18 protein-coding genes are annotated in these 21,955 nt (G+C 74.2%); 10 read left to right on the forward strand and 8 right to left on the reverse strand.

Annotated elements, in window-relative coordinates; genetic code table 11:
* Positions 1-3: 3 nt before the first annotated feature.
* The 5 genes from ACI782_RS21765 to tkt form a co-directional block, all read right to left on the reverse strand.
* Positions 4-1,101, reverse strand: a complete 1,098-nt coding sequence (locus ACI782_RS21765) for a glucose-6-phosphate dehydrogenase assembly protein OpcA (protein ID WP_456912185.1) — start codon at positions 1,099-1,101, stop codon at positions 4-6.
* A gap of 88 nt (positions 1,102-1,189) precedes the next feature.
* Positions 1,190-2,707 carry a glucose-6-phosphate dehydrogenase gene (gene zwf / locus ACI782_RS21770; protein WP_456912186.1) on the reverse strand — a complete coding sequence of 506 codons (1,518 nt, stop codon included), beginning with the start codon at positions 2,705-2,707 and terminating at the stop codon, positions 1,190-1,192.
* A 66-nt stretch (positions 2,708-2,773) separates the two neighbouring features.
* Positions 2,774-2,911 (reverse strand): hypothetical protein, encoded by a 138-nt coding sequence (locus ACI782_RS21775; RefSeq protein ID WP_456912187.1) that lies wholly within the window; start codon positions 2,909-2,911, stop codon positions 2,774-2,776.
* Positions 2,911-4,011, reverse strand: a complete 1,101-nt coding sequence (gene tal / locus ACI782_RS21780; protein ID WP_456912188.1) for a transaldolase — start codon at positions 4,009-4,011, stop codon at positions 2,911-2,913. The genes ACI782_RS21775 and tal overlap by 1 nt, the downstream gene beginning before the upstream one ends.
* A 29-nt stretch (positions 4,012-4,040) precedes the next feature.
* Positions 4,041-6,254: a transketolase gene (gene tkt, locus ACI782_RS21785; protein WP_456912189.1), complete on the reverse strand. Its 2,214-nt coding sequence runs from the start codon at positions 6,252-6,254 to the stop codon at positions 4,041-4,043.
* Between the two features lie 362 nt (positions 6,255-6,616).
* Between tkt and ACI782_RS21790 the strand changes: the two genes are divergently transcribed.
* The gene (locus ACI782_RS21790; protein WP_456912190.1) at positions 6,617-7,537 is read left to right on the forward strand and encodes a heme o synthase; all 921 of its coding nucleotides are present in this window, start codon (positions 6,617-6,619) and stop codon (positions 7,535-7,537) included.
* A 223-nt stretch (positions 7,538-7,760) separates the two neighbouring features.
* Here the strand turns inward: ACI782_RS21790 and ACI782_RS21795 are convergent, their stop codons facing one another.
* Positions 7,761-8,672 (reverse strand): COX15/CtaA family protein, encoded by a 912-nt coding sequence (locus tag ACI782_RS21795; RefSeq protein WP_456912191.1) that lies wholly within the window; start codon positions 8,670-8,672, stop codon positions 7,761-7,763.
* Between the two features lie 247 nt (positions 8,673-8,919).
* Here ACI782_RS21795 and ACI782_RS21800 point away from each other — a divergent pair, with 247 nt between their 5' ends.
* Genes ACI782_RS21800 through ACI782_RS21835 form a run of 8 tightly spaced genes read left to right on the forward strand, consistent with a single transcriptional unit; the run spans position 8,920 to position 15,887 of the window.
* Positions 8,920-9,768, forward strand: coding sequence for a helix-turn-helix transcriptional regulator (locus ACI782_RS21800; RefSeq protein WP_456912192.1), 849 nt, complete (start codon positions 8,920-8,922; stop codon positions 9,766-9,768).
* Positions 9,765-11,207, forward strand: coding sequence for a Fe-S cluster assembly protein SufB (gene sufB / locus ACI782_RS21805; RefSeq protein WP_456912193.1), 1,443 nt, complete (start codon positions 9,765-9,767; stop codon positions 11,205-11,207). Before ACI782_RS21800 ends, sufB begins: the two co-directional genes overlap by 4 nt.
* On the forward strand, positions 11,207-12,532 hold the full coding sequence (gene sufD / locus ACI782_RS21810; protein WP_456912194.1) for a Fe-S cluster assembly protein SufD: 1,326 nt from the start codon (positions 11,207-11,209) through the stop codon (positions 12,530-12,532). The genes sufB and sufD overlap by 1 nt, the downstream gene beginning before the upstream one ends.
* Positions 12,529-12,873: a non-heme iron oxygenase ferredoxin subunit gene (locus ACI782_RS21815; protein WP_456912195.1), complete on the forward strand. Its 345-nt coding sequence runs from the start codon at positions 12,529-12,531 to the stop codon at positions 12,871-12,873. The genes sufD and ACI782_RS21815 overlap by 4 nt, the downstream gene beginning before the upstream one ends.
* Before the next feature lie 15 nt (positions 12,874-12,888).
* Positions 12,889-13,692: a Fe-S cluster assembly ATPase SufC gene (sufC, locus tag ACI782_RS21820; protein WP_456912196.1), complete on the forward strand. Its 804-nt coding sequence runs from the start codon at positions 12,889-12,891 to the stop codon at positions 13,690-13,692.
* On the forward strand, positions 13,689-15,020 hold the full coding sequence (locus tag ACI782_RS21825; RefSeq protein WP_456912197.1) for a cysteine desulfurase: 1,332 nt from the start codon (positions 13,689-13,691) through the stop codon (positions 15,018-15,020). The genes sufC and ACI782_RS21825 overlap by 4 nt, the downstream gene beginning before the upstream one ends.
* Positions 15,013-15,501, forward strand: coding sequence for a Fe-S cluster assembly sulfur transfer protein SufU (gene sufU, locus ACI782_RS21830; RefSeq protein ID WP_456912198.1), 489 nt, complete (start codon positions 15,013-15,015; stop codon positions 15,499-15,501). The genes ACI782_RS21825 and sufU overlap by 8 nt, the downstream gene beginning before the upstream one ends.
* Positions 15,498-15,887: a metal-sulfur cluster assembly factor gene (locus ACI782_RS21835; protein ID WP_456912199.1), complete on the forward strand. Its 390-nt coding sequence runs from the start codon at positions 15,498-15,500 to the stop codon at positions 15,885-15,887. The genes sufU and ACI782_RS21835 overlap by 4 nt, the downstream gene beginning before the upstream one ends.
* A 143-nt stretch (positions 15,888-16,030) precedes the next feature.
* Here ACI782_RS21835 and ACI782_RS21840 read toward each other — a convergent pair whose 3' ends face one another.
* Both ACI782_RS21840 and ACI782_RS21845 read right to left on the reverse strand, forming a co-directional pair.
* Entirely contained in the window at positions 16,031-17,824 is a 1,794-nt protein-coding gene (locus ACI782_RS21840) for an SCO7613 C-terminal domain-containing membrane protein (protein WP_456912200.1), read from the reverse strand.
* Positions 17,825-17,896: 72 nt separating this feature from the next.
* Positions 17,897-20,050: an SCO7613 C-terminal domain-containing membrane protein gene (locus tag ACI782_RS21845; protein ID WP_456912201.1), complete on the reverse strand. Its 2,154-nt coding sequence runs from the start codon at positions 20,048-20,050 to the stop codon at positions 17,897-17,899.
* Between the two features lie 116 nt (positions 20,051-20,166).
* On the opposite strand from ACI782_RS21845, the gene ACI782_RS21850 reads away from it, so the two are divergent.
* On the forward strand, positions 20,167-21,768 hold the full coding sequence (locus ACI782_RS21850; RefSeq protein WP_456912202.1) for an ABC-F family ATP-binding cassette domain-containing protein: 1,602 nt from the start codon (positions 20,167-20,169) through the stop codon (positions 21,766-21,768).
* The last annotated feature ends 187 nt before the right edge of the window (positions 21,769-21,955 follow it).

Genomic DNA, 21,955 nt, shown 5'->3' on the forward strand with positions numbered 1-21,955 from the left:
CGGTCACGGGACGACCTCCTCGGCGTTGCGCTCGCCGTGCTCGGCGACCTCCTCGGTCCCCTGGGAGTCGGCCGGCACGGTGGGCAGCGGCTCGCCGTCCGCGCCCTGCGTCTGCGCCGGGTCGAACCACACGTGCTCGCGCACCGGAGAGCGCTCGGCGAGCCCGGCCGTGCCGGTGGTGGCCTCCAGGGCCTCCGCGAACGGCTCGTCGGGATCGAGGCGACGCAGCTCCTCGCCGACCAGGTCGCCGAGCTGGCGCTCGGGCAGGGCGACCATGGCCTCGGGCCGGTAGGGCTGGGCGATGACCGCGCCACCCCGGCGGTCGGCGGTGACCCGGACCTCCTCGTCCTGGTCGAGCCGCAGCAGGACCGAGGCGACCCCACTCGGCCCGGGGCGCCGCTCGCCCTCGACGACGTCGACCTCGCAGCCGCAGCGGGAGCTGATCCAGCCGGCCAGCAGCTGGGCGGTCGCGGAGCCGGGGTCGCCCTCGACCCGGCCGCCCAGCACCCGGACCGCGTCGCCGCGGCGGCCGGAGACCGAGTCGAGCGTCGAGGTGAGCGTGGCCCGCCAGGGGGTGCTGCGCGTCCAGGTCAGGTCGGTGTCGCCGGGGGCGTAGTCGTCGGCGCGGGTGCGCAGCGCGACCAGCTGGTCGTCGGCGAGCGAGGAGTCGGTGATCCGGCGGTCGGCGATGACCGCCAGCGCGTCGGTGCACAGCTGGTCGGGCGGGGTGCCGTGCCACCAGGTCACCACGGGGGCGTCGGCGGCCAGCAGCGGCAGCACCACCGACTCGGCGTGCAGTGCGAGGCGGCCGTACATCCGCATGACCACCGCCTCGCCGGGTCCCAGCCGGCCACCGATGAGCACCTCGGCGTCCAGCCGGGGCGTCGGGGCCTCGATCTGGCGGCGGACCACGATGAGCAGCCGGCAGGGGTGCTGCTCGGCGGCGGCGGTCGCGGCCTCCTCGGCCTCGGCCACCCGGCCCTCGTCGGCCACGACCACCAGGGTCAGGGCCACGCCGGAGAGCACGGCGCCGCCGGTGCGCCGCTGGGCGGCCAGTTCCTTGACCACGGCGGAGCCGGTGGTGTCCCACAGCGTCGTCATCGGGTCTCCTCGTGGACTGGGCGCGTGCCGCTGCCCCGGGGTCCCCGTGGGGACGTGGAGCGCAGCGGAGCGTCCTCGTGGGGTGGGTTCACGGTCGCCGCCACCGGCGTCCCTCGGCGGCGAGCATCTCGTCGGCCGCCCGTGGTCCCCACTCGCCGGCCCGGTAGGGGTGCGGCGTGGTCCCGGTCCAGAACTCCTCCAGCGGGTCGATGACCGACCAGGACGCCTCGACCTCGGCGTTGCGGGGGAACAGGGTCGCGTCGCCCAGCAGGACGTCGAGGAGCAGCCGCTCGTAGGCCTCCGGGCTGGCCTCGGTGAACTGCTCGCCGTAGAGGAAGTCCATCGACACGTCGCGGACCTCCATGACGCTGCCCGGCACCTTCGACCCGAACTTGAGGGTGACCCCCTCGTCGGGCTGGACCCGCACGACGAGCTGGTTGTTGCCCAGCTCCTCGGTGTCGGTGTCGGCGAAGGGCAGGTGCGGCGCCCGCTTGAACACCAGCGCGATCTCGGTGACCCGCCGCGGCAGCCGCTTGCCGGTGCGCAGGTAGAACGGCACCCCGGCCCACCGGCGGGTCTCCACGCCCAGCCGGACGGCCGCGTAGGTCTCGGTCGTCGAGTGCGGGTCGACGCCCTCCTCCTGGCGGTACCCGTTGGCCCGCTGCCCGGCCAGCCAGCCCTGCTCGTACTGCCCGCGGACGGCGAAGGTGCCCAGGTCGTCGGGGAGCGAGATGGCGCGCAGCACCTTGAGCTTCTCGGTGCGGATCTCCTCGGCGGAGAACTCGACCGGCTCCTCCATCGCGGTCAGCGCCAGCAGCTGCAGCAGGTGGTTCTGCAGCACGTCGCGGGCGGCGCCGGTCTGCTCGTAGAACTGCGCCCGGCCGCCGATGCCGACGTCCTCGGCCATCGTGATCTGCACGGAGTCGACGTGGTGGCCGTTCCAGACCGGCTCGAACAGGGTGTTGGCGAACCGCAGCGCCAGCAGGTTCTGGACGGTCTCCTTGCCCAGGTAGTGGTCGATGCGGAATACGTCGTCGGCGCTGAAGACCGAGTCCACCAGCGCGTTGAGCTCCCGGCTGGAGGCCAGGTCGGTGCCGAACGGCTTCTCCACGACCACCCGCCGCCAGCGGTCCGCGGTGCTGTCGGCCATGCCGGTGCGCTGCATCTGCTTGAGCACCACCGGGAACATCGCCGGCGGGATGGAGAGGTAGAACGCCGCGTTGCCGCCGATCCCGTGGGTGCCCTCCAGCTCACCGAGGGTGGCGGCGAGCTGGTCGAAGGCGTTGTCGTCGTCGAACGACCCCTGGACGAAGCGGACGCTGCCGGCCAGCCGCTCCCAGACCTCCTCGCGCCACGGGGTGCGAGCGGCCTTGCGCGCCGCCTCGCGGGCCAGCTCGGCGAAGTCGGTGTCGCCCCAGTCCCGGCGGGCGAAGCCGAGCAGGGCGAAGTTGGTCGGCAGGAGCCCGCGGTTGGCCAGGTCGTACACCGCCGGCAGCAGCTTCTTGCGGGCCAGGTCGCCGGTGATGCCGAAGACCACCAGTGCGCACGGCTCGGGCACACGGGGCAGCCGCCGGTCCCGCGGATCACGCAGCGGGTTGGGGATCATCGTCCGTCCTCAGGGTCGGAAGGGGAGCCGTCGTCCGGCGCGGCGGTGGACCGGACGGGAGGCGGTTCAGGTCCGTGCCGCGGAGCACGCGGTGCGGGTGAGCGCGCCGAGCACCCGGACCGGCCGGCCGGGGACGGCGTCCCCGGCCGGCCGGAACCGGAGCGGATGGGGGTCGTCGCCCCCGGTGGCGGAGGGCGCCGGCATCACGCCTTGTCCTGCAACTGGGTGCGCACCGACTCGGTGAGCTCGTCCCAGGAGTCGGCGAACTTCTGCACACCCTCGTCCTCGAGCACCCGGAAGACGTCGTCGAGGTCGACGCCGGCGTCGGCGATCGCCTTCATCGTCGCCGCGGCCTCGTCGTAGGTCTTCTGCACCGGGGTGCCGGGGACGCCGTGGTCGGCGTAGGCCCGCATCGTCTTCTCCGGCATCGTGTTGACCGTCCCGGGCGCCACCAGGTCGCTGACGTAGAGCGTGTCGGAGTACTCGGGGTTCTTCACGCCGGTCGACGCCCACAGCGGCCGCTGCGGACGGGCGCCCTGCGCCTCCAGCGCCTTCCAGCGGTCGGAGGAGAAGACCTCCTCGTAGGCCTGGTAGGCCAGCTGCGCGTTGGCCAGGGCCGCCTTGCCCTTGAGCGCGGCGTCGGCCCCGGCCTTGTCCAGCCGCTTGTCGATCTCGGTGTCCACGCGGGACACGAAGAACGACGCCACCGAGGCGATGCCGTCGAGCGAGCCGCCCTCGGCCACCCGCTTCTCCAGCCCGGACAGGTACGCGTCCATGACCGCCCGGTAGCGCTCGAGGCTGAAGATGAGGGTGACGTTGACGCTGATGCCCCGGCTGATGGACGTCGTGATCGCCGGCAGGCCGGCCTCCGTCGCCGGGATCTTGATGTACAGGTTCGGCCGGTCGACCAGCCACCACAGGTGCGCGGCCTCGGCCGCGGTGGCGTCGGTGTCGTGCGCCAGGCCGGGCGCGACCTCCAGGGAGACGCGGCCGTCGCCGGGCTGCCGCTGGGCCACCGGCGCCAGCAGGTCGCAGGCGTCCCGGACGTCGGCGGCGGTGATGGTGCGCAGCGCCTCGTCCACGCAGACCTTGCGGACGGCGAGCGCGTGCAACTGGTCGTCGTAGCGCTCGGACCCGCTGATGGCCGCGGCGAAGATCGTCGGGTTGGTCGTCACGCCGACGACGGAGAACTCGTCGACCAGCGACTGCAGGTCGCCGGTCTGGATCCGGTCGCGGGACAGGTCGTCGAGCCAGACGGCGACCCCGGCGGACGACAGCTCGGCCAGCTTCTCGTTCTGTGCCATGTCTCTGCCTCTCGGGTTCGTGGTGGGTGTCAGCGGTCGCCGGTCGGGTGCGGCAGGCCGCCGGTGGCCGGGACGGGGCCGGCCGGGACGGCGGCGCCCGACCGCGCCGCCTCGATGCTCTCCCGGGCGGCGGTCACGACGGCCTCGTCGGTGAGGCCGAACTGCTCGTACAGGACGCTGTAGGCGGCGCTGGCCCCGTAGTGGGTCAGACCGACGATCCGCCCGGCGTCGCCGACGAACTCGCGCCAGCCCATCGGCACGCCCGCCTCGACGCTGACCCGGGCGCGGACCGACGGCGGGAGCACCTCGTCCTTGTAGGCCTGGTCCTGGTCGGCGAACCACTCGACGCACGGCACCGAGACCACCCGGGTCGGCACGCCGTCGGCCTCGAGCCGCTCGCGGGCGGCCACGGCGATCTGCACCTCGGAGCCGGTGCCGAGCAGGATCACCTCGGGCTCGCCGCCGGAGGCCTCGGCCAGGACGTAGGCCCCGCGGGCCACGCCCTCGGCGGAGGCGAGGGTCGAGCGGTCGAAGACGGGCAGGTTCTGCCGGGAGAGCAGCAGGCCGGCCGGGCGGTCGTTGTGCTCGAGGATGGTCCGCCAGGCGACGGCGACCTCGTTGGCGTCGGCGGGCCGGACGACGTCCAGCCCCGGCATGGCCCGCAGCGCGGCGACGTGCTCGATCGGCTGGTGGGTGGGGCCGTCCTCGCCCAGGCCGATCGAGTCGTGGGTCCACACGTAGATCACCGGCAGCTGCATGAGCGCGGCCAGCCGGACCGCCCCGCGCATGTAGTCGGAGAACGTGAGGAACGTGCCGCCGTACACGCGGGTCCCGCCGTGCAGGGCGATGCCGTTCATGACGGCGCCCATCGCGTGCTCGCGGACGCCGAAGTGCAGCGTGCGGCCGTACGGACCACCGGACCACATCTTCGTCTGGCGGTCGGCCGGGAGGAACGACGGTTCGCCCTTGACCGCGGTGTTGTTGCTCTCGGCCAGGTCGGCCGAGCCGCCCCACAGCTCCGGCAGCACCGGGTAGAGCTTGGCGAGGACCTCGCCGGAGGCCTTGCGGGTGGCCACGCCCTTGGGGTCGGCGTCCCAGCTCGGCAGGTCCGCGGCGAAGCCCTCCGGCAGGGTGCGGGTCGTCATGCGCTCGAGCAGCGCGGCCCGCTCCGGGTTCGCCTCCCGCCAGGCGGTGAAGCGCTCCTCCCACTCGGCCCGCCGCTTGCGGCCCTCCTCGACGACCGAGCGGGCGTGCTCGAGGACCTCCGGGTCGACCTCGAAGGTCTTCTCCGGGTCGAAGCCGAGGACCTCCTTGGTGGCCCGCACCTCGTCGTCGCCGAGGGCGGAGCCGTGCGCGGCGCCGGTGTTCTGCTTGTTGGGCGCCGGCCAGGCGATGATCGTCCGCAGCACGATGATGGAGGGCCGGCCGGTCTCGGCCTTGGCGGCGGCGAACGCGGCGTCGACCGCGGCGAGGTCCTCGCCGTCGTCCACGTGCTGCACGTGCCAGCCGTAGGCCTCGTAGCGCTTGCCGACGTCCTCGGTGAAGGCGACGTTCGTGTCGTCCTCGATGGAGATCCGGTTGTCGTCGTAGACGAGGACCAGGTTGCCGAGCCGCTGCGTGCCGGCCAGCGACGACGCCTCGCCGCTGACGCCCTCCTCCAGGTCGCCGTCGGAGGCGAAGCACCAGATGGTGTGGTCGAAGAGGCTCTCGCCCTCGGGGGCGTCGGGGTCGAGCAGGCCGCGCTCGCGCCGGGCGGCCATCGCCATGCCGACCGCGTTGCCGACGCCCTGGCCCAGCGGCCCGGTGGTCGTCTCCACGCCGGGGGAGTGGTTGACCTCGGGGTGCCCCGGGGTCTTCGAACCCCAGGTGCGCAGCGCCTGCAGGTCCTCGATCTCCAGGCCGTAGCCGGAGAGGAACAGCTGGATGTACAGCGTCAGGCTCGAGTGGCCCATCGACAGCACGAAGCGGTCGCGGGCGGCCCAGTTCGGGTCGCTGGGGGCGTGCCGCAGCCACTTGTGGAACAGCAGGTAGGCGGTCGGGGCCATGCTCATGGCCGTCCCCGGGTGGCCGTTGCCGACCTTCTGGACGGCGTCCATCGCCAGGACGCGCACCGTGTCGATGGCCCGGCGGTCGAGCTCTCCGAAGTCCTCCGGCAGCGTCGGGTGCGGCTGGCCCGGGTTACCGCGCGGGCTGTCGGTCGCGGCCTCGGCCGGGGCCTCGGGCTCGGTGCTCTGGGTTCCCATTCTCGCGTGCTCCCTCGGGGGTCGGCCGGTGTGCGGGACCGCCCGGGTCGGTGTGGACCGACCGACCGCGGGCGGACGACGGTGCGCGGCTCCAGCGACCGGTCGCGAGCGCACCCGTTAGGCGCGCTGGACCTGGACGCACCGTCGTCGTCGACGTCGGCCCTACCCGCTGCGTGCGCAGCACCAACGTGATCGACACTAGTCCGCCCGGTGGGAACGAGACCCTGGTCATGCCCACCGGCCCGCGACGAGGGCGGGGGATACAGTTGTCGCGTTCCGCTGTCCCCGCTCGGAAGGGACCCCGTGCTGTCCTGGTGCCCGGTGGTGCCCTGCCCCCGTCTCCGCCCGACCGGAGCCTCGCGGTGACGGCGCTCTCCGAGCGGCCGGCCGTCCAGGCCCGCCGCCTCTCCACCACGGTCAAGGCCTACGTGGCCCTGACCAAGCCGCGGATCATCGAGCTGCTGCTGGTGACGACGGTGCCGGCGATGATGCTCGCCGCGCACGGCTGGCCGTCCTGGCGGCTGCTGCTGGCGACGATGGCCGGCGGCACCCTCGCCGCGGGCGCGGCCAACGTCTTCAACTGCTGGTACGACCGCGACATCGACCGGCTCATGCACCGCACCGAGCGGCGGCCGCTGCCGATGGGCGAGGTGAGCCCGCGCGGGGCGCTGGTCTTCGGCCTGGCGCTGACCGTGCTGTCGGTCACCCTGCTGGCGGCCACGACGACGCTGCTGGCCGCCGTCCTGGCGCTGGGCGCGATCGTCTACTACGCGGTCCTGTACACGATGGTGCTCAAGCGGCACACCCGGCACTCGACGCTGTTCGGCGGCGTGCCCGGTGCGGCGCCGGTGCTCATCGGCTGGGCCGCGGTGACCGGCTCGCTGGCGTGGCCGGCGGTGGTCTTCTTCGGCGTCGTCTTCTGCTGGCAGCTGCCGCACTTCTGGGCGCTGGCGATGCGCTTCCGCGCCGACTACGCCCGCGCCGACGTGCCGATGCTGCCGGTGGTGGCCACCCCGCTGTCGGTGGGCCGGCAGACCGTCGTCTGGACGTGGCTGACCGTCGCCGTCTCGCTGCTGCTGTGGCCGGTGGGCGCGGCGACCGGCATCGGCTGGATCTACACGGCAGCCGCGGCCGGCCTGGGCCTGTGGTTCGCGATCGAGGCGCACCGGCTGCTCGGCCGGATCAGGTCCGGCGCGCAGACCCGGCCGATGCAGCTGTTCCACATCTCCATCACGTACATGACGCTGCTGTCGATCGCGATCATCGTCGACGTCCTGGTCTGAGGGTCGAGGCCCGGCTCGGGTGCCGGCCGGAGCCGCGCCGTGGGCGCCGGAGCCGCGTCGGGAGCCACAGCCCCGTCACCGCCCCCCGGTCGGGCCGGGGACTCCGGCAGCTCCCTCGCCGCGTGGTCGCCGTCCTCGCGGTGTGCGGCGAGGGAGGCGACGACACGGCGAGGACGGCGGGGAGACCGCGGTCCGGCAGGGCGGCCGAGCGGCCGCCCCGGCCTCAGCGGGCGGCGGGCGCGGGGACGGAGGGGGTCTCCAGCGGCAGCTCGGACGCCGGGCCGCGCACCGACCACGCCAGCCGCGCAGTGAACGCCGTGACCAGCACCGCGCCGAGCATGTGCGCGAGCACCAGGACCACCGGCAGGTGGGTGAAGTACTGCACGTAGCCGACGACGCCCTGCAGCAGCTGCACCACCAGCAGGTCGCGGACGGCCCGCCTCACGCGGCCGGGGGAGTCGGTGGCGTAGAGGGCGACCAGCAGCGCCACGGTGAGGCCGAGGAGCAGGAAGACGACGTCGGCGTGCAGCTGGCTGACCAGTTCGGGGTCGAGGCCGGTGCGGCCGGCCGCGGGGTCGCCGCTGTGCGGACCACTGCCGGTCACCACGGTGCCGAGCACCAGGACGGCGGCCGTGGCCACGCCGATGCCGGTGACCAGCAGCGCGAACGGGCGGCGCACCAGCAGCTGGCCCACCCCCGGCTCGCGGGAGCGCAGCCACAGCACGGTCGTCAGCGCCACGAGGACCGACGAGAGCAGGAAGTGCGCCGCCACCGTCCACGGGTTCAGCCCGGTCAGCACGGTGACGCCGCCGAGCAGCGCCTGCGCGGGGATGCCGAGGAAGGAGAGGACGGCGAGCGCGCGGAGGTCCCGCCGGGAGGAGCGGTAGACCGCCACCACGGTGGCGATCGCCACGGCGGCGAGGACGAACGTCAGCAGCCGGTTGCCGAACTCGATGACGCCGTGCCCGGCCAGCTCGGGGGTGGCGACGAAGCTCTCGTCGGTGCAGCGCGGCCAGGTGGGGCACCCGAGCCCCGAACCGGTCAGCCGGACCGCTCCGCCGGTGAGCACGATGGCCCCGTTGGCGGCGGCGTTGGCGAGGGCGATGCGCGAGACGACGGCAGGGGAGACCGGCACGTCCCGATGCTAGGCGGTGGCGCCGTCGCACCTCCCGGGCCGGCGGGCGTCGCGGCGGCCACGGGCGGGTGGGGTCCCGGTCACAGGCCGGCGCGGGAACCGGTGCCGGGCCATCGCCGCAGGTCCCGCGCCCGACGTGGCCCCCGTCTGGAGGCGCGCCCCGAGCGTGCGAGGGGTGAGGGGGGCGGGGTCCTCCAGTTAGGTCAGCCTTCCTTGCGAGCGCCGGGAAATAGGTAACACTTGTGTTGTGGAAAGCGACCGGGTGCCGGCGGGCAGCGCGCCCCGGTCGTCGGCGGCCGCCGACGACCGGCGCACCCGCCACCGCGTCACCGCGCTCCTGCTCGAGCACGGGCCCCAGACCGCGAGCGAGCTCGCCGCGCGGCTGGGGGTCTCGCCGACCGCCGTCCGCCGGCACCTCGACGCCCTGGTGGCCACCGGGCGGGTCGAGGAGCGACACGCGACGGGCGCCCCGCGCGGCCGCGGCCGGCCGGCCCGGCTGTTCCACCTGACCGACGCCGGCCGCTCGACGTTCCCGCACGCCTACGACGACCTCGCGCTCACCGCGCTCCGCTTCGTCGCCGCCCAGGGCGGCCCCGAGGCGGTCCGGGCGGTCGCCGAGCAGCAGCTGTCCGGCCTGGAGCAGCGCTGCTCGACCGCGGTGGAGCAGGCCGCCGGCTCGGGCGCCCCCGTCGACCGGGCGCAGGTGCTCGCCACGGCGCTGACGGCCGAGGGCTACGCTGCCTCGGCCTCGGCGATCTCCAGCGGCGGGCAGCTCTGCCAGCACCACTGTCCGGTGGCGCACGTGGCGGCGGAGTTCCCGCAGCTGTGCGAGGCCGAGACGGCGGTGATCGGCCGCCTGGTGGGTACGCACGTACAGCGCCTGGCGACGATCGCCCACGGCGACGGCGTCTGCACCACCCACATCCCCGGCCCGCTGCGGACGGGGGTCGTCGCTCACACCCGCGCGGGGAACAGATCGAGCCCCGCGCGCCCTGTACCAGGTGAGCGGGGAGCGCGGCCGGATCCGGCCACCCAGCGCACCGCACCGTCCACCAGCTCCACCCTCACGAACACCCGGGAGAGGACGCCCGCATGACCAGCACCCAGCAGCCGGTGAGCAGCACGCCGCTGACGCAGGACGAGCAGATCGAGCAGCTCGGCCGCTACCAGTACGGCTGGGCTGACGCCGACGTCGCCGGGGCGTCGGCCCGTCGCGGCCTGGACGAGGAGGTCGTCCGGGACATCTCGCGCCGCAAGAACGAGCCGGAGTGGATGCTCGAGCGGCGCCTGAAGGCCCTCAAGCTCTTCGAGCGCAAGCCCATGCCCGACTGGGGCTCGGACCTCTCCGGCATCGACTTCCAGAACATCAAGTACTTCGTCCGCTCCACCGAGCAGCAGGCCACGTCGTGGGACGAGTTGCCCGAGGACATCAAGAACACCTACGACAAGCTGGGCATCCCGGAGGCCGAGAAGCAGCGGCTGATCGCCGGTGTCGCCGCCCAGTACGAGTCCGAGGTCGTCTACCACAAGATCCGTGAGGACCTCGAGGAGCAGGGCGTCGTCTTCCTCGACACCGACACGGCGCTCAAGGAGCACGAGGACCTCTTCAAGGAGTACTTCGGCTCGGTCATCCCGTCCGGCGACAACAAGTTCGCCGCGCTGAACACCGCGGTGTGGTCGGGTGGCTCGTTCATCTACGTGCCGAAGGGCGTGCACGTGGAGATCCCGCTGCAGGCCTACTTCCGGATCAACACCGAGAACATGGGCCAGTTCGAGCGGACGCTGATCATCGTCGACGAGGGCGCGTACGTGCACTACGTCGAGGGCTGCACCGCGCCCATCTACAAGAGCGACTCGCTGCACTCGGCGGTCGTCGAGATCATCGTCAAGAAGAACGCCCGCTGCCGGTACACGACCATCCAGAACTGGTCGAACAACGTCTACAACCTGGTCACCAAGCGGGCGATCGCCCACGAGGGCGCGACCATGGAGTGGGTCGACGGCAACCTCGGTTCCAAGGTGACCATGAAGTACCCGGCGGTCTGGATGACCGGCGAGCACGCCAAGGGCGAGGTGCTCTCCATCGCCTTCGCCGGCGAGGGCCAGCACCAGGACGCCGGCGCCAAGATGGTGCACGCGGCGCCGAACACCTCCTCGACGATCGTGTCGAAGTCGGTGGCCCGTGGCGGCGGCCGGACCTCCTACCGCGGTTTGGTCCAGATCGACGAGGGCGCGTACGGGTCGAAGTCGACGGTGAAGTGCGACGCGCTGCTGGTCGACACGATCAGCCGCTCGGACACCTACCCCTACGTCGACGTCCGCGAGGACGACGTCGCGATGGGCCACGAGGCGACCGTCTCCCGGGTCAGCGACGACCAGCTCTTCTACCTGATGAGCCGCGGCCTGTCCGAGGACGAGGCGATGGCGATGGTGGTCCGCGGCTTCGTGGAGCCGATCGCCCGCGAGCTCCCCATGGAGTACGCCCTCGAGCTGAACCGCCTGATCGAGCTGCAGATGGAAGGTGCCGTCGGCTGATGGCGGACCAGAACACCCCCAGCACCACCGAGGACGTCGCGGTCGCGCCCGCCACCCTCGCCGGCGAGCTGTTCGCCCCCGGCGTGGGTGCGCAGGCCGGCCCGCCGACCACCCCGGCCTCGGAGACGGCCACCGCCGGCCGCGCCACCCCGGGGGCCCACTCGCACGGCGGCCCGACGCCCACCGGGTCCCCGGCGGAGCGGTTCACCTCGACCGACCCGGACGCGTTCGGCGAGCCGACCGGCCGCGAGGAGGCCTGGCGCTTCACCCCGATGCGCCGGATCCGCCCGCTGCTGCAGGGGGCGCCGTCCGACGCGCACCTGCAGTGGGACACCGACCTGCCCGAGGGCGTCGAGCTGACCAGCGTCGACGCCGACGACCCGCTGATCAAGGGACTGCCCGAGCCGGCCGACCGGCTGGCCGCCCTCACCCGGCAGCGCAGCGGCGGCGCCGCCGTCGTCCGCGTGCCGGCCGAGGCCCAGCTCGACCGCCCGGTCACCCTGCGGCTGTCGGGCACCGGCGCGGACGAGGTCGTGTGGGGCCAGCTGGTCGTGGAGGTCGGCCCGTTCGCGAAGGCGACGGTCGTCCTCGACCACGCCGGCCTGGCGAGGTACTCCGGGGGCGTCGCCGTCCTCGTGGGGGACGGCGCCCAGGTCACCGTCGTCTCGGTGCAGGACTGGGCGCCCGGCGCCGTGCACGGCGGCCAGTTCGACGCGGTCGTCGGCCGCGACGCGACCTTCAAGCAGGTCGTGGTCACCCTCGGCGGCGACCTCGTCCGGCTGCTGAGCAACGTCCAGTACGCCGGCCCCGGCGGGACGGCGGAGCTGTTCGGCGTGTACTTCGCCGACGAGACCCAGCACCAGGAGCACCGGCTGTGGGTCGACCACGCCGTGCCGAACTGCAGCAGCAACGTGCTCTACAAGGGCGCGCTGCAGGGGGAGAAGGCGCGCACGGTCTGGATCGGCGACGTCCGCATCCGCCCGACGGCCACCGGCACCGACACCTACGAGCTCAACCGGAACCTGGTGCTCACCGACGGCGCCCGCGCCGACTCGGTGCCGAACCTGGAGATCGAGACCGGCGAGATCGTCGGCGCCGGTCACGCCAGCGCCACCGGCCGGTTCGACGACGAGCAGCTGTTCTACCTCTGCTCGCGGGGGATCGACGCCGAGACCGCGCGTCGCCTGGTGGTCCGCGGCTTCTTCGCCGACGTCGTCCAGCACATCGGCCTGCCCGAGCTGCAGGACCGCCTGATGGGCTCCATCGAGGCCCGTCTCGGCGCCCTGCCGGGCCTGCACGAGCAGCCCGTGGAGGTCGGCGCGTGAGTTTCGAGCGGGTGTGCGCGCTGTCGGAGGTCCCCGAGAACGGCTCCCTGCGGGTCGAGCTCGCGGACGTCGACGTCGCCGTCGTCCGGTTCGAGGGCGAGGTCTTCGCGATCGAGGACCTCTGCTCGCACGCGGAGGTCCCGCTGTCCGACGGCGACGTCGAGGAGTTCGGCGGCGCCCCCACCATCGAGTGCTACCTGCACGGGTCGTGCTTCGACCTGCGCACCGGTGAGCCCACCAACCTGCCGGCCACCGAGCCGGTGCCCGTCTACCCGGTCCGGGTCGACGGCGACGACGTCCTGGTGGACGTCGACGCCGAGGTCCCCGCGGCCAGCAACTGAGGAGCGAGAAGAAGAGTGTCCGTGCTGGAGATCCGCGACCTGCACGTCACCGTGGGGGAGGGCGACGACGCGAAGGAGATCCTCCGCGGCGTCGACCTGACCGTCCGGTCCGGTGAGACGCACGCGATCATGGGGCCGAACGGGTCGGGCAAGTCGACCCTGGCGTACTCGATCGCGGGCCACCCGAAGTACACGATCACCCGTGGCTCGGTGACCCTCGACGGCGAGGACGTCCTCGCGATGAGCGTCGACGAGCGCGCCCGCGCCGGCCTGTTCCTGGCCATGCAGTACCCGGTCGAGGTCCCCGGCGTCTCGGTGTCGAACTTCCTGCGCACCGCCGCCACCGCGGTCCAGGGCGAGGCGCCCAAGCTGCGCACCTGGGTCAAGGACGTCAAGAACGAGATGGCGGCCCTGGAGATGGACCCCGCGTTCGCCGAGCGCAACGTCAACGAGGGCTTCTCCGGCGGTGAGAAGAAGCGCCACGAGATCCTGCAGATGCGGCTGCTCAAGCCGCGCATCGCCGTCCTCGACGAGACCGACTCCGGCCTCGACGTCGACGCGCTGCGGATCGTCTCCGAGGGCGTCAACCGCACCCGCGAGGAGGGCGACGTCGGCGTCCTGCTGATCACGCACTACACGCGGATCCTGCGCTACATCAAGCCGGACTTCGTGCACGTCTTCGTCAACGGACGGATCGCCGAGGAGGGCGGCCCGGAGCTGGCGGAGAAGCTGGAGAACGAGGGCTACGCCGCCTACGTGAAGGACTCGAACGAGCAGGCCAGCGCAGAGAAGGCAGCCGTGGAGGGTGCGTCCGCATGACCCAGACCGTCTCGCGTCCCGGTACAGGGGCGCAGAAGGCGCCCCTGCCTCTGGACATCGAGGCGATCCGGGCGGACTTCCCGATCCTGTCGCGCACCGTCCGCGACGGGAAGCGGCTGGTCTACCTCGACTCGGGGGCCACGTCGCAGAAGCCGCGCAGCGTCCTGGACGCCGAGCGGGACTTCTACGAGACCTGCAACGCCGCTCCCCACCGGGGCGCGCACCAGCTGGCGGAGGAGGCGACCGGCCGCTACGAGGCGGCGCGGGCCACGATCGGCGCGTTCATCGGCGCACCGGCCGAGGAGGTCGTCTTCACCCGCAACAGCACCGAGGCGATCAACCTGGTCGCCTACGCGCTGTCCAACGCGGCCACGGCCAAGGAGCCCGAGTTCCGCCGGTACGCCGTCGGCCAGGGCGACGAGATCGTCGTGACCGAGATGGAGCACCACGCCAACCTGGTGCCCTGGCAGCAGCTGTGCGAGCGCACCGGCGCCACCCTGCGCTGGCTCGGGCTGACCGACGACGGCCGGCTGGACCTCGCCGACCTCGGCACCGTGGTCAACGAGCGGACCAAGCTGGTCGCGGTCACCCAGCAGTCGAACATCCTGGGCACGATCAACCCGCTGCAGCCCATCGTGGCGCGGGCCCACGAGGTCGGTGCGCTGGTCCTGGTGGACGGCGCGCAGTCGGTGCCGCACCAGCCGGTCGACGTCACCGCCCTCGGCGCGGACTTCCTCGTCTTCTCCGGGCACAAGATGCTCGGCCCGACGGGGGTCGGCGTCCTCTGGGGCCGCTACGAGGTCCTCGACGCGCTGCCGCCGTTCCTCACCGGCGGCTCGATGATCGAGGTCGTGCGGATGGAGGGCAGCACGTTCATGCCCCCGCCGCAGCGCTTCGAGGCCGGCGTGCCGATGACGGCACAGGTGATCGGCCTGGCCGCCGCCGTCGAGTACCTGCAGCGCCTCGGCATGGCGAACGTGCACGCGCACGAGGAGGCGCTCACCGCGTACGCGCTGGAGAAGCTGGCTGAGATCCCCGGCGTGACGGTGGTCGGCCCGCCCGACACCGTGGCCCGCGGCGGCGCGATCTCGTTCACGGTCGAGGGGGTCCACCCGCACGACGTCGGCCAGGTCCTCGACGACCTCGGCGTCGAGGTCCGGGTCGGCCACCACTGCGCGTGGCCCGTCGTCCGGCGCTACGGCGTCCCGGCGACCACGCGCGCGACGTTCTACGTGCACACCGGGTACGACGACATCGACGCACTGGCCGACGGCATCCGGAAGGCGCAGGAGTTCTTCGGCGTTGCTCGGGCGGAGGTTGATGCCTGACATGCAACTGGAGTCGATGTACCAGGAGATCATCCTGGACCACTACCGGAACCCCCACGGCCGCGGGCTCCGCGAGCCGTTCGAGGCCGAGGTGCACCACGTCAACCCCACCTGCGGGGACGAGGTGACCCTGCGGGTGCACCTGGACGGCGACCGCCTCGCCGACATCTCCTACGAGGGGATGGGCTGCTCGATCAGCCAGGCGTCGGTGTCGGCGATGTACGAGCTGGTCATCGGCAAGACGGTGCCCGAGGCGCTGGAGACCGGTGAGCACTTCATGACGCTGATGCAGAGCAAGGGCGACCCGGCGGTGGCCGAGAAGCTCGAGGACGAGCTCGAGGACGCCGTCGCGTTCGCCGGGGTGTCCAAGTACCCGGCGCGCATCAAGTGCGCGCTGATGAGCTGGATGGCCCTGAAGGACGCCAGCGCACGAGCCCTGTCAGTCACCCACCCCACCGCCCCACCGGGAGGGCAGTCGTGAGCGAGACGACCGAGAACACCGCACCGGCCGCCGAGGAGACGGCGGGCCAGCTGCCGGCCTACAAGTCGGCGCTGGTCGAGGACGTCGAGGAGGCCATGCGCGACGTCGTCGACCCCGAGCTCGGCGTCAACGTCGTCGACCTCGGCCTGGTCTACGGCATCGACGTGGTGGACGACGTCGCCGTCATCGACATGACGCTGACCTCGGCGGCCTGTCCGCTGACCGACGTCATCGAGGACCAGGCCCGCGAGGCGCTGACCGGCGGCCCCGGTCCCGGCCTGGTGGACGACGTCCGGATCAACTGGGTCTGGATGCCGCCGTGGGGTCCCGACAAGATCACCGACGACGGCCGCGAGCAGCTCCGCGCCCTGGGCTTCCGCGTCTGAAGAAGGACCCCTCGCCCCACCGCTCGCAGGCTCGCGGCGGGACCCTGCGAGGGGCCACCGGCCTGGTCCTCTGGGGGCCGCTCCAGTACGTCACTGTCGGTCCGCGTCCCGCCCGGGACGCGGGCCGGCGTCGTCTCTCGCGGTCAGCGCATCTCGGCGAGCCGGGCGCCGAAGCCGGCCACCGGGCGGCGCTCCCGCCCCGCACCCAGCACGACCAGCGCCACCCCCACCACCAGGGCGCTGGTCACCGGCAGCGGGAGTTCCACCAGCGCCAGGCCCACCGCGAGGCCGATCGCCGTCCCCGCGCCGGTGAGCAGCGGCGCGCGCACCGCACGCCACGCGGCCACGCCCATGACGCCCGCGGCGGCCAGCAGGACCAGCAGTGACCGGAGGCCGCCGGGGACCACCACCGCCCACACCGCGGACGGGACGGCGGCGACCAGCAGCCCCGGTCCCCACGCCGGCCAGGACGGGCCGTCGACGAGCCGTGGGCCGGCCGCGACGAGCAGGCCCGCGGCCAGCGGCAGCGTGAACGCCTCGAGCACCGACCAGTTCCACAGGGCCACCGCCGTCCACGCGGCCAGCACCAGCTGCGCGGCGCCGGCGCGCCACGCGCGGGTGCCCGCGGCAGCCTCCTCGCGCGGCCCCCACCGCCAGATGCGCCACGCCCAGGCGCACGTGAGCAGCCCCTGCCCGGCGAGCTGCCAGGCCAGCGGCGGCCGGTCGCGCGCGGCCACCAGCAGGACGACCGCGACGGCGGCGCACACGGCCCCGGCGACCAGCGTCGGCCGGCGGGTGTGCTCCTCCAGCGCGAGTCCCATGGCGAGGGTCCCGGCGTAGAGCAGGCCGAGCACGATCGCGGCGGCGGCCGGGCTGAGCAGGTCCGCCGCGACCGCGCACAGCGCGGCGCCCGCTCCGCAGCCCACCGTGGTGGGCACCGACACCGGCCGCTCGTCCGGCCGCAGCACGGACACCAGCAGGCTCGGCAGCGCGGTGAGGAGCAGCAGGAGGGTCAACTCCAGCCAGCGCCCCCCGGACACCAGCTGCACGACGCTCAGCACCCCGAGCGTGCCGCCGGCGCCGATCGTCACCGGCAGCAGGAACCGCTCCCGCCAGCCGGTGAGGAGGGCCGCGGACACCGCGGCCAGCAGCACCCCGGCGAAGCCGCTGAGCATGACCGCACCGGGTCCGGGCGCGGACAACGGCCCGCCGACGGCGGCGCCCGCGACCACGCCCGAGACGACCGGCACCACGAACCGTGAGCCCAGCAGCGGCTCGACGTCGCGCTCCAGCCGCACGACCAGCAACTCCGCCGCGGCGGCGACGGTGAGCACGGCCGGGAGCCAGCGAGCGACCCCCGGCCCCTCCCACGCGGTGGCGATGCCCTCGAGCACGCCGGTGACCCACCACGGCACGGTCGTGAGCAGCACGACGCGGGCCACGATCCGGCGTCCGGCGAGCACCGCCCCGAGACCGACCAGCGCGACGGCGAGCACCGCGACCGTGCGCGGTACGCCGTCCTCGACGCCCTGCAGCGCCCGTAGCACGGCCAGCTGCCCGGTGACCCAGGCGGCCAGCGGCCAGGTCGCCGGGCGGGGGAGCAGCCGGGACAGGACGAGGAACCCGACCGCCAGCACGGCCGGGGGGACGGCCGAGCCGCGCAACAGCGAGGCGCCGGCGTCGGCACCGAGGACGGCGAGGGCGACGGCGGCCGCGGCCAGCACCTCCTCGGTGCCGCGCAGCCGGGCCCGGGAGCCCCATGCCGAGGCGCCGGCGGCCGCCGCGGCCAGACCGAGGAGCAGCAGCCGCGCGGAGCCGCCGCCGTAGACCGCGGCCGCCGCCCCGCCGGCGCTGACGACCAGCACCGCGCCGACCACGAGGAAGACCAGTGGCGGACGGGCGCGCTCCGGCAGCGGTGGCACCGGCGCGGAGCCCATGGCCGTCCCCCTCCCGCTCACCTGGCGGCGATGTCCACGGTAGAGGCGGGGGCGCGGCCACACCTGCCGGCGTCAGCGCATCTGCGCCACCCAGGCGACCGCCTCGCGGGCCTGCTGCCGGCGCCGCTCGTAGGTCGCGCCGAGCATGAGCAGGGTCAGGCCGACGGTGGCCAGGGTGAGCCAGCGCGGCACGAGCGGGGCGTAGGGCGCCAGCCGGCTCAGGACGACGAAGGCCAGCGCGGCCGACCCGAGGACGAACGGCGCCTGGCGGTGGGCGAGCGTGCCGCCCACGGTCAGCGCGGCCGCGGCGACGACGACCAGGACCAGGCGCAGCACCGAAGGCTCGGCGACCACGACCAGCGCGGACGGGACCAGGGCGGTCGCGAGCGCCGGCCCCTCCGCCGTCCACGACCACCCCCGGGCCCGCAGCTGCGGCAGGGTGACCAGCAGCAGCCCGAGCGCCGCGGGCAGCGTGTAGGCCTCCGGTGTCTCGACCCGTGCCCCGGCCGCGGCGACCCAGGCGGCGACGACGAGGTCGGCGACGGCGAGCACCGCCACGTCCCTGCGGCGGCTGACCAGCGCGTAGACCCCGGCCGCGGCACCGCCGAGACCCAGGTGCAGCGCGGTCTGCCCCCAGGCGCCCACCTCGGCCGTGGCGAGCGCGGCGACCAGCGCGACCAGGGTGGCCGCCCCCGCCGCCACCGGCTCCTCCGGGGTGCGGACCCGAGCGCTGGCCAGGGCGAACCCGGTGACGGCGACCAGCACGACGAGCAGCCCGGCCACGGCCGAGGTCAGCCACCCGTCCTCGCGGACGAGCAGCACCGCTCCCGGCGGGCACAGCAGCGCGGTGATCAGTGCGGTCCGGCGCACCTCGGGCACGCGCACCGCGGCCAGCGCCGCGGGCACGGTGCCGGCGGCCACGACCAGACCGAGCAGGCCCAGGCGGGGGTCCAGCGCCAGCAGGGCACCGCCGAGGACGACGAGCACCCCGCCGCCCGCGAGCAGGGCGGCGAGCGGCACCGGTCGCCGCACCACGGGCACCGAGGCGGTGAGCAGGGCGACGCCGAGCCCCGCGGCGACCATCCAGCCCGGGGCGGCGCTGCGCGCGAGCGACCCCGCCAGCGCCACCGCGGCGACCCCCGCCCCGACCCCGGCGACGAGCACGGCCCGCGGCAGCCGGGCCGCCAGCCGCGGCTCCTGCCGCAACAGCAGGCCGACCGGCCCGGCCGCGGCGAGCAGTGCGGTCGCGATCCACCCGTCGAGCGCCGTCCCCGACCAGGCGACGGCCGTGCCACCGAGCGCGGCGGCGACCGTGGCCAGGGTCGCCAGCACCTGCGCGATGGGCGCCAGCACCGGCCGCAGCCGCAGCAGCGTTCCCACGTCCAGCAGCGCGGTGCCGAGCAGCGCGGCCACGGCCGCCGTCGTGGCGCTCTCCGGCACCAGCAGCACCGGGACCGGCTGGGCGGCGAGCAGGGCGACGAGCGGCCAGGTCGTGGTGCTGCGGGTCAGCCGACCCAGGGCGAGCGCGACGGCGACGACGGTCCCGCACGACGCCGCCGTCCACAGCCGCAGCACGACGCCGTCGAGGCCCCACAGCCCGAGCGCGTGCGCCGCGCCGAGGTCGACGGCCAGCAACGCGGCCCCTGCCGCCGCGAGCGCCTCCTCGGTGGCCCGCAGCCCGCGCCGCGCCGTCCACGCCGAGATCCCGCAGGCGCTCACCGTGACGGTGCCCATCACCGCCGCCTGGAAGACCAGGCCGAGGCGGGTCCAGGCCACGGCGACGAAGGCGATCGCGGCGGCGACCACCAGCAGCGCGCCCAGGCCGAGCAGCACCTGCTGGGGGCTGATCCGGCGGGCGGGCGCGGGTAGCAACCGCGGGCGGTCCTCCGTCGACGGGGCCGGGAGCGGCGCGGCGGGGAACGGTCCGCTCCCGGGCCGGCCGGGAGGCACCCGCTCCGCGATGGGGGACCCCCGGTGCGCCGGTCGGGCCGGTGCTTCCGGCGGAGCGGGTGGAGCGCCTGCCGCGGCCGCTCGGAGCGTGTCGAGCAGGCGGTCGCGGTCGCGGGCCATCTCGTCGATCGTCACCTCGATCCGGGCGACCACGAGTGCGGCCTGTCCCACCGCCGGCAGGCCGCACGACGCGCACGGGCCCGGGTCGGACCGCAGGACTCCTCGGCCGCACACCGGGCAGGGCAGCACCCACAGATCGCCGTTCGCCGAGGTCATGGAGGGGATGGTGACGCGCCGAACGGTCCCGGGGGCCCGCACACGGCCTGCCTGTGGACGGACGTCACCGTGGAATGCCGTCGGATGCGGGCGCGCGAGCGCCTACCCTGGGATCAGTGATCACGACGACCGGTCTCGAGCTGCGCGCCGGCGCCCGCATCCTCATCAGCGAGGCCACCCTCCGCGTGCAGTCCGGGGACCGCATCGGGCTCGTCGGCCGCAACGGTGCCGGCAAGACCACGACGCTCACCACGCTCGCCGGCGAGCGGCTGCCGCACGCCGGCAAGGTCGAGGTGAGCGGCGAGATCGGCTACCTGCCGCAGGACCCGCGCAGCGGGGACCTCGACACCACCGCCAGCGACCGGGTCCTCTCCGGCCGCGGGCTCGACGTCCTCCGCGCCCAGATGACCAAGGCGCAGATCGCAATGGCCGAGCCCGCCGACGACGTCGAGCGGGACCGCGCGGTCCGCCGCTACGGCCGCCTTGAGGACCAGTTCGCGGCGCTGGGCGGGTACGCCGCCGAGAGCGAGGCGGCCCGCATCTGCACCGCCCTGGGCCTGCCCGACCGGGTGCTGGGGCAGCCGCTGCGCACGCTCTCCGGCGGTCAGCGGCGCCGTGTGGAGCTCGCGCGCATCCTGTTCTCCGACGCCGAGACGCTGCTGCTCGACGAGCCCACCAACCACCTCGACGCCGACTCGATCACCTGGCTCAAGGGCTTCCTGTCCGCGCACAGGGGCGGGCTGATCGTCATCAGCCACGACGTCGAACTGCTCGACGCCGTCGTCAACAAGGTGTGGCACCTCGACGCCAACCGGGCCACCGTCGACGTCTACAACCTGGGCTGGAAGCCCTACCTCGCGCAGCGGGAGACCGACGAGCGCCGCCGCAAGCAGGAGCGCGCCAACACCGAGCGCAAGATCGACGCGCTCACCGCCCAGGCCGACAAGATGCGGGCCAAGGCGACCAAGGCCAAGGCGGCGCAGAGCATGGACAAGCGCGCCCAGCGACTGGCCGCGGGCCTGGAGGCGGTGCGGGTCTCCGACCGGGTGGCCAAGCTGCGCTTCCCGACGCCGGCGCCGTGCGGGAAGACGCCGCTCACCGCGGAGGGCCTGTCGAAGAGCTACGGGTCGCTGGAGGTCTTCACCGACGTCGACCTCGCCGTCGACCGCGGCGCGCGGGTGGTCGTGCTGGGCCTCAACGGGGCCGGGAAGACGACCCTGCTGCGGATGCTGGCCGGCACCGAGGCGCCCGACACCGGCGCGGTGCGGCCCGGGCACGGCCTGCGGGTCGGCTACTACGCCCAGGAGCACGAGACCCTCGACCACGACCGCTCACTGCTCGAGAACATGCGGGCGGCGGCCCCGGAGACCACCGACACCGAACTCCGGCGGATCCTGGGCGCGTTCCTGTTCTCCGGCGACACGGTCGACCAGCGGGCCGGCACGCTCTCCGGCGGCGAGAAGACCCGGCTGGCGATGGCCACGCTGGTCGTCTCCGGTGCCAACGTGCTGCTGCTCGACGAGCCGACGAACAACCTCGACCCCGCGAGCCGCGAGCAGGTGCTCGACGCGCTGCGCACCTACACCGGCGCGATCGTGCTGGTCACCCACGACGAGGGCGCGGTGCGGGCGCTGGACCCGGACAAGGTGATCCTGCTGCCCGACGGCACCGAGGACGCCTGGAGCGAGGACCTCGCCGACCTGGTCGAGCTGGCGTAGCTCCAGCCCCTTGGACCGGCGTCGTCCGGAGCGGGGGCCGGAGGCCTCCCGAGGACGGCGCGGTGGGGCTCCGCGCGGCTGGGGGACGGCACCTGGCCGCGGTGTCGTGGCCGGTGGCGGGCCTGGAGGGTCCCCGCCGGGTGCGACGGTGGGGCTCCGCGCGGCTGGGGGACGGCACCTGGCCGCG

The sequence above is a fragment of the Geodermatophilus sp. SYSU D00703 genome (genome assembly GCF_054050155.1).

Excerpts from the sequence above, each read along its gene's own strand:
- sufD (WP_456912194.1), top strand. The coding sequence starts at position 11,207 with ATGGCGGACCAGAACACCCCCAGCACCACCGAGGACGTCGCGGTCGCG.
- ACI782_RS21825 (WP_456912197.1), top strand. The coding sequence starts at position 13,689 with ATGACCCAGACCGTCTCGCGTCCCGGTACAGGGGCGCAGAAGGCGCCC.
- ACI782_RS21765 (WP_456912185.1), bottom strand. The coding sequence starts at position 1,101 with ATGACGACGCTGTGGGACACCACCGGCTCCGCCGTGGTCAAGGAACTG.
- sufU (WP_456912198.1), top strand. The coding sequence starts at position 15,013 with ATGCCTGACATGCAACTGGAGTCGATGTACCAGGAGATCATCCTGGAC.
- zwf (WP_456912186.1), bottom strand. The coding sequence starts at position 2,707 with ATGATCCCCAACCCGCTGCGTGATCCGCGGGACCGGCGGCTGCCCCGT.
- sufB (WP_456912193.1), top strand. The coding sequence starts at position 9,765 with ATGACCAGCACCCAGCAGCCGGTGAGCAGCACGCCGCTGACGCAGGAC.
- ACI782_RS21845 (WP_456912201.1), bottom strand. The coding sequence starts at position 20,050 with ATGACCTCGGCGAACGGCGATCTGTGGGTGCTGCCCTGCCCGGTGTGC.
- ACI782_RS21775 (WP_456912187.1), bottom strand. The coding sequence starts at position 2,911 with ATGCCGGCGCCCTCCGCCACCGGGGGCGACGACCCCCATCCGCTCCGG.
- tkt (WP_456912189.1), bottom strand. The coding sequence starts at position 6,254 with ATGGGAACCCAGAGCACCGAGCCCGAGGCCCCGGCCGAGGCCGCGACC.
- tal (WP_456912188.1), bottom strand. The coding sequence starts at position 4,011 with ATGGCACAGAACGAGAAGCTGGCCGAGCTGTCGTCCGCCGGGGTCGCC.
- ACI782_RS21840 (WP_456912200.1), bottom strand. The coding sequence starts at position 17,824 with ATGGGCTCCGCGCCGGTGCCACCGCTGCCGGAGCGCGCCCGTCCGCCA.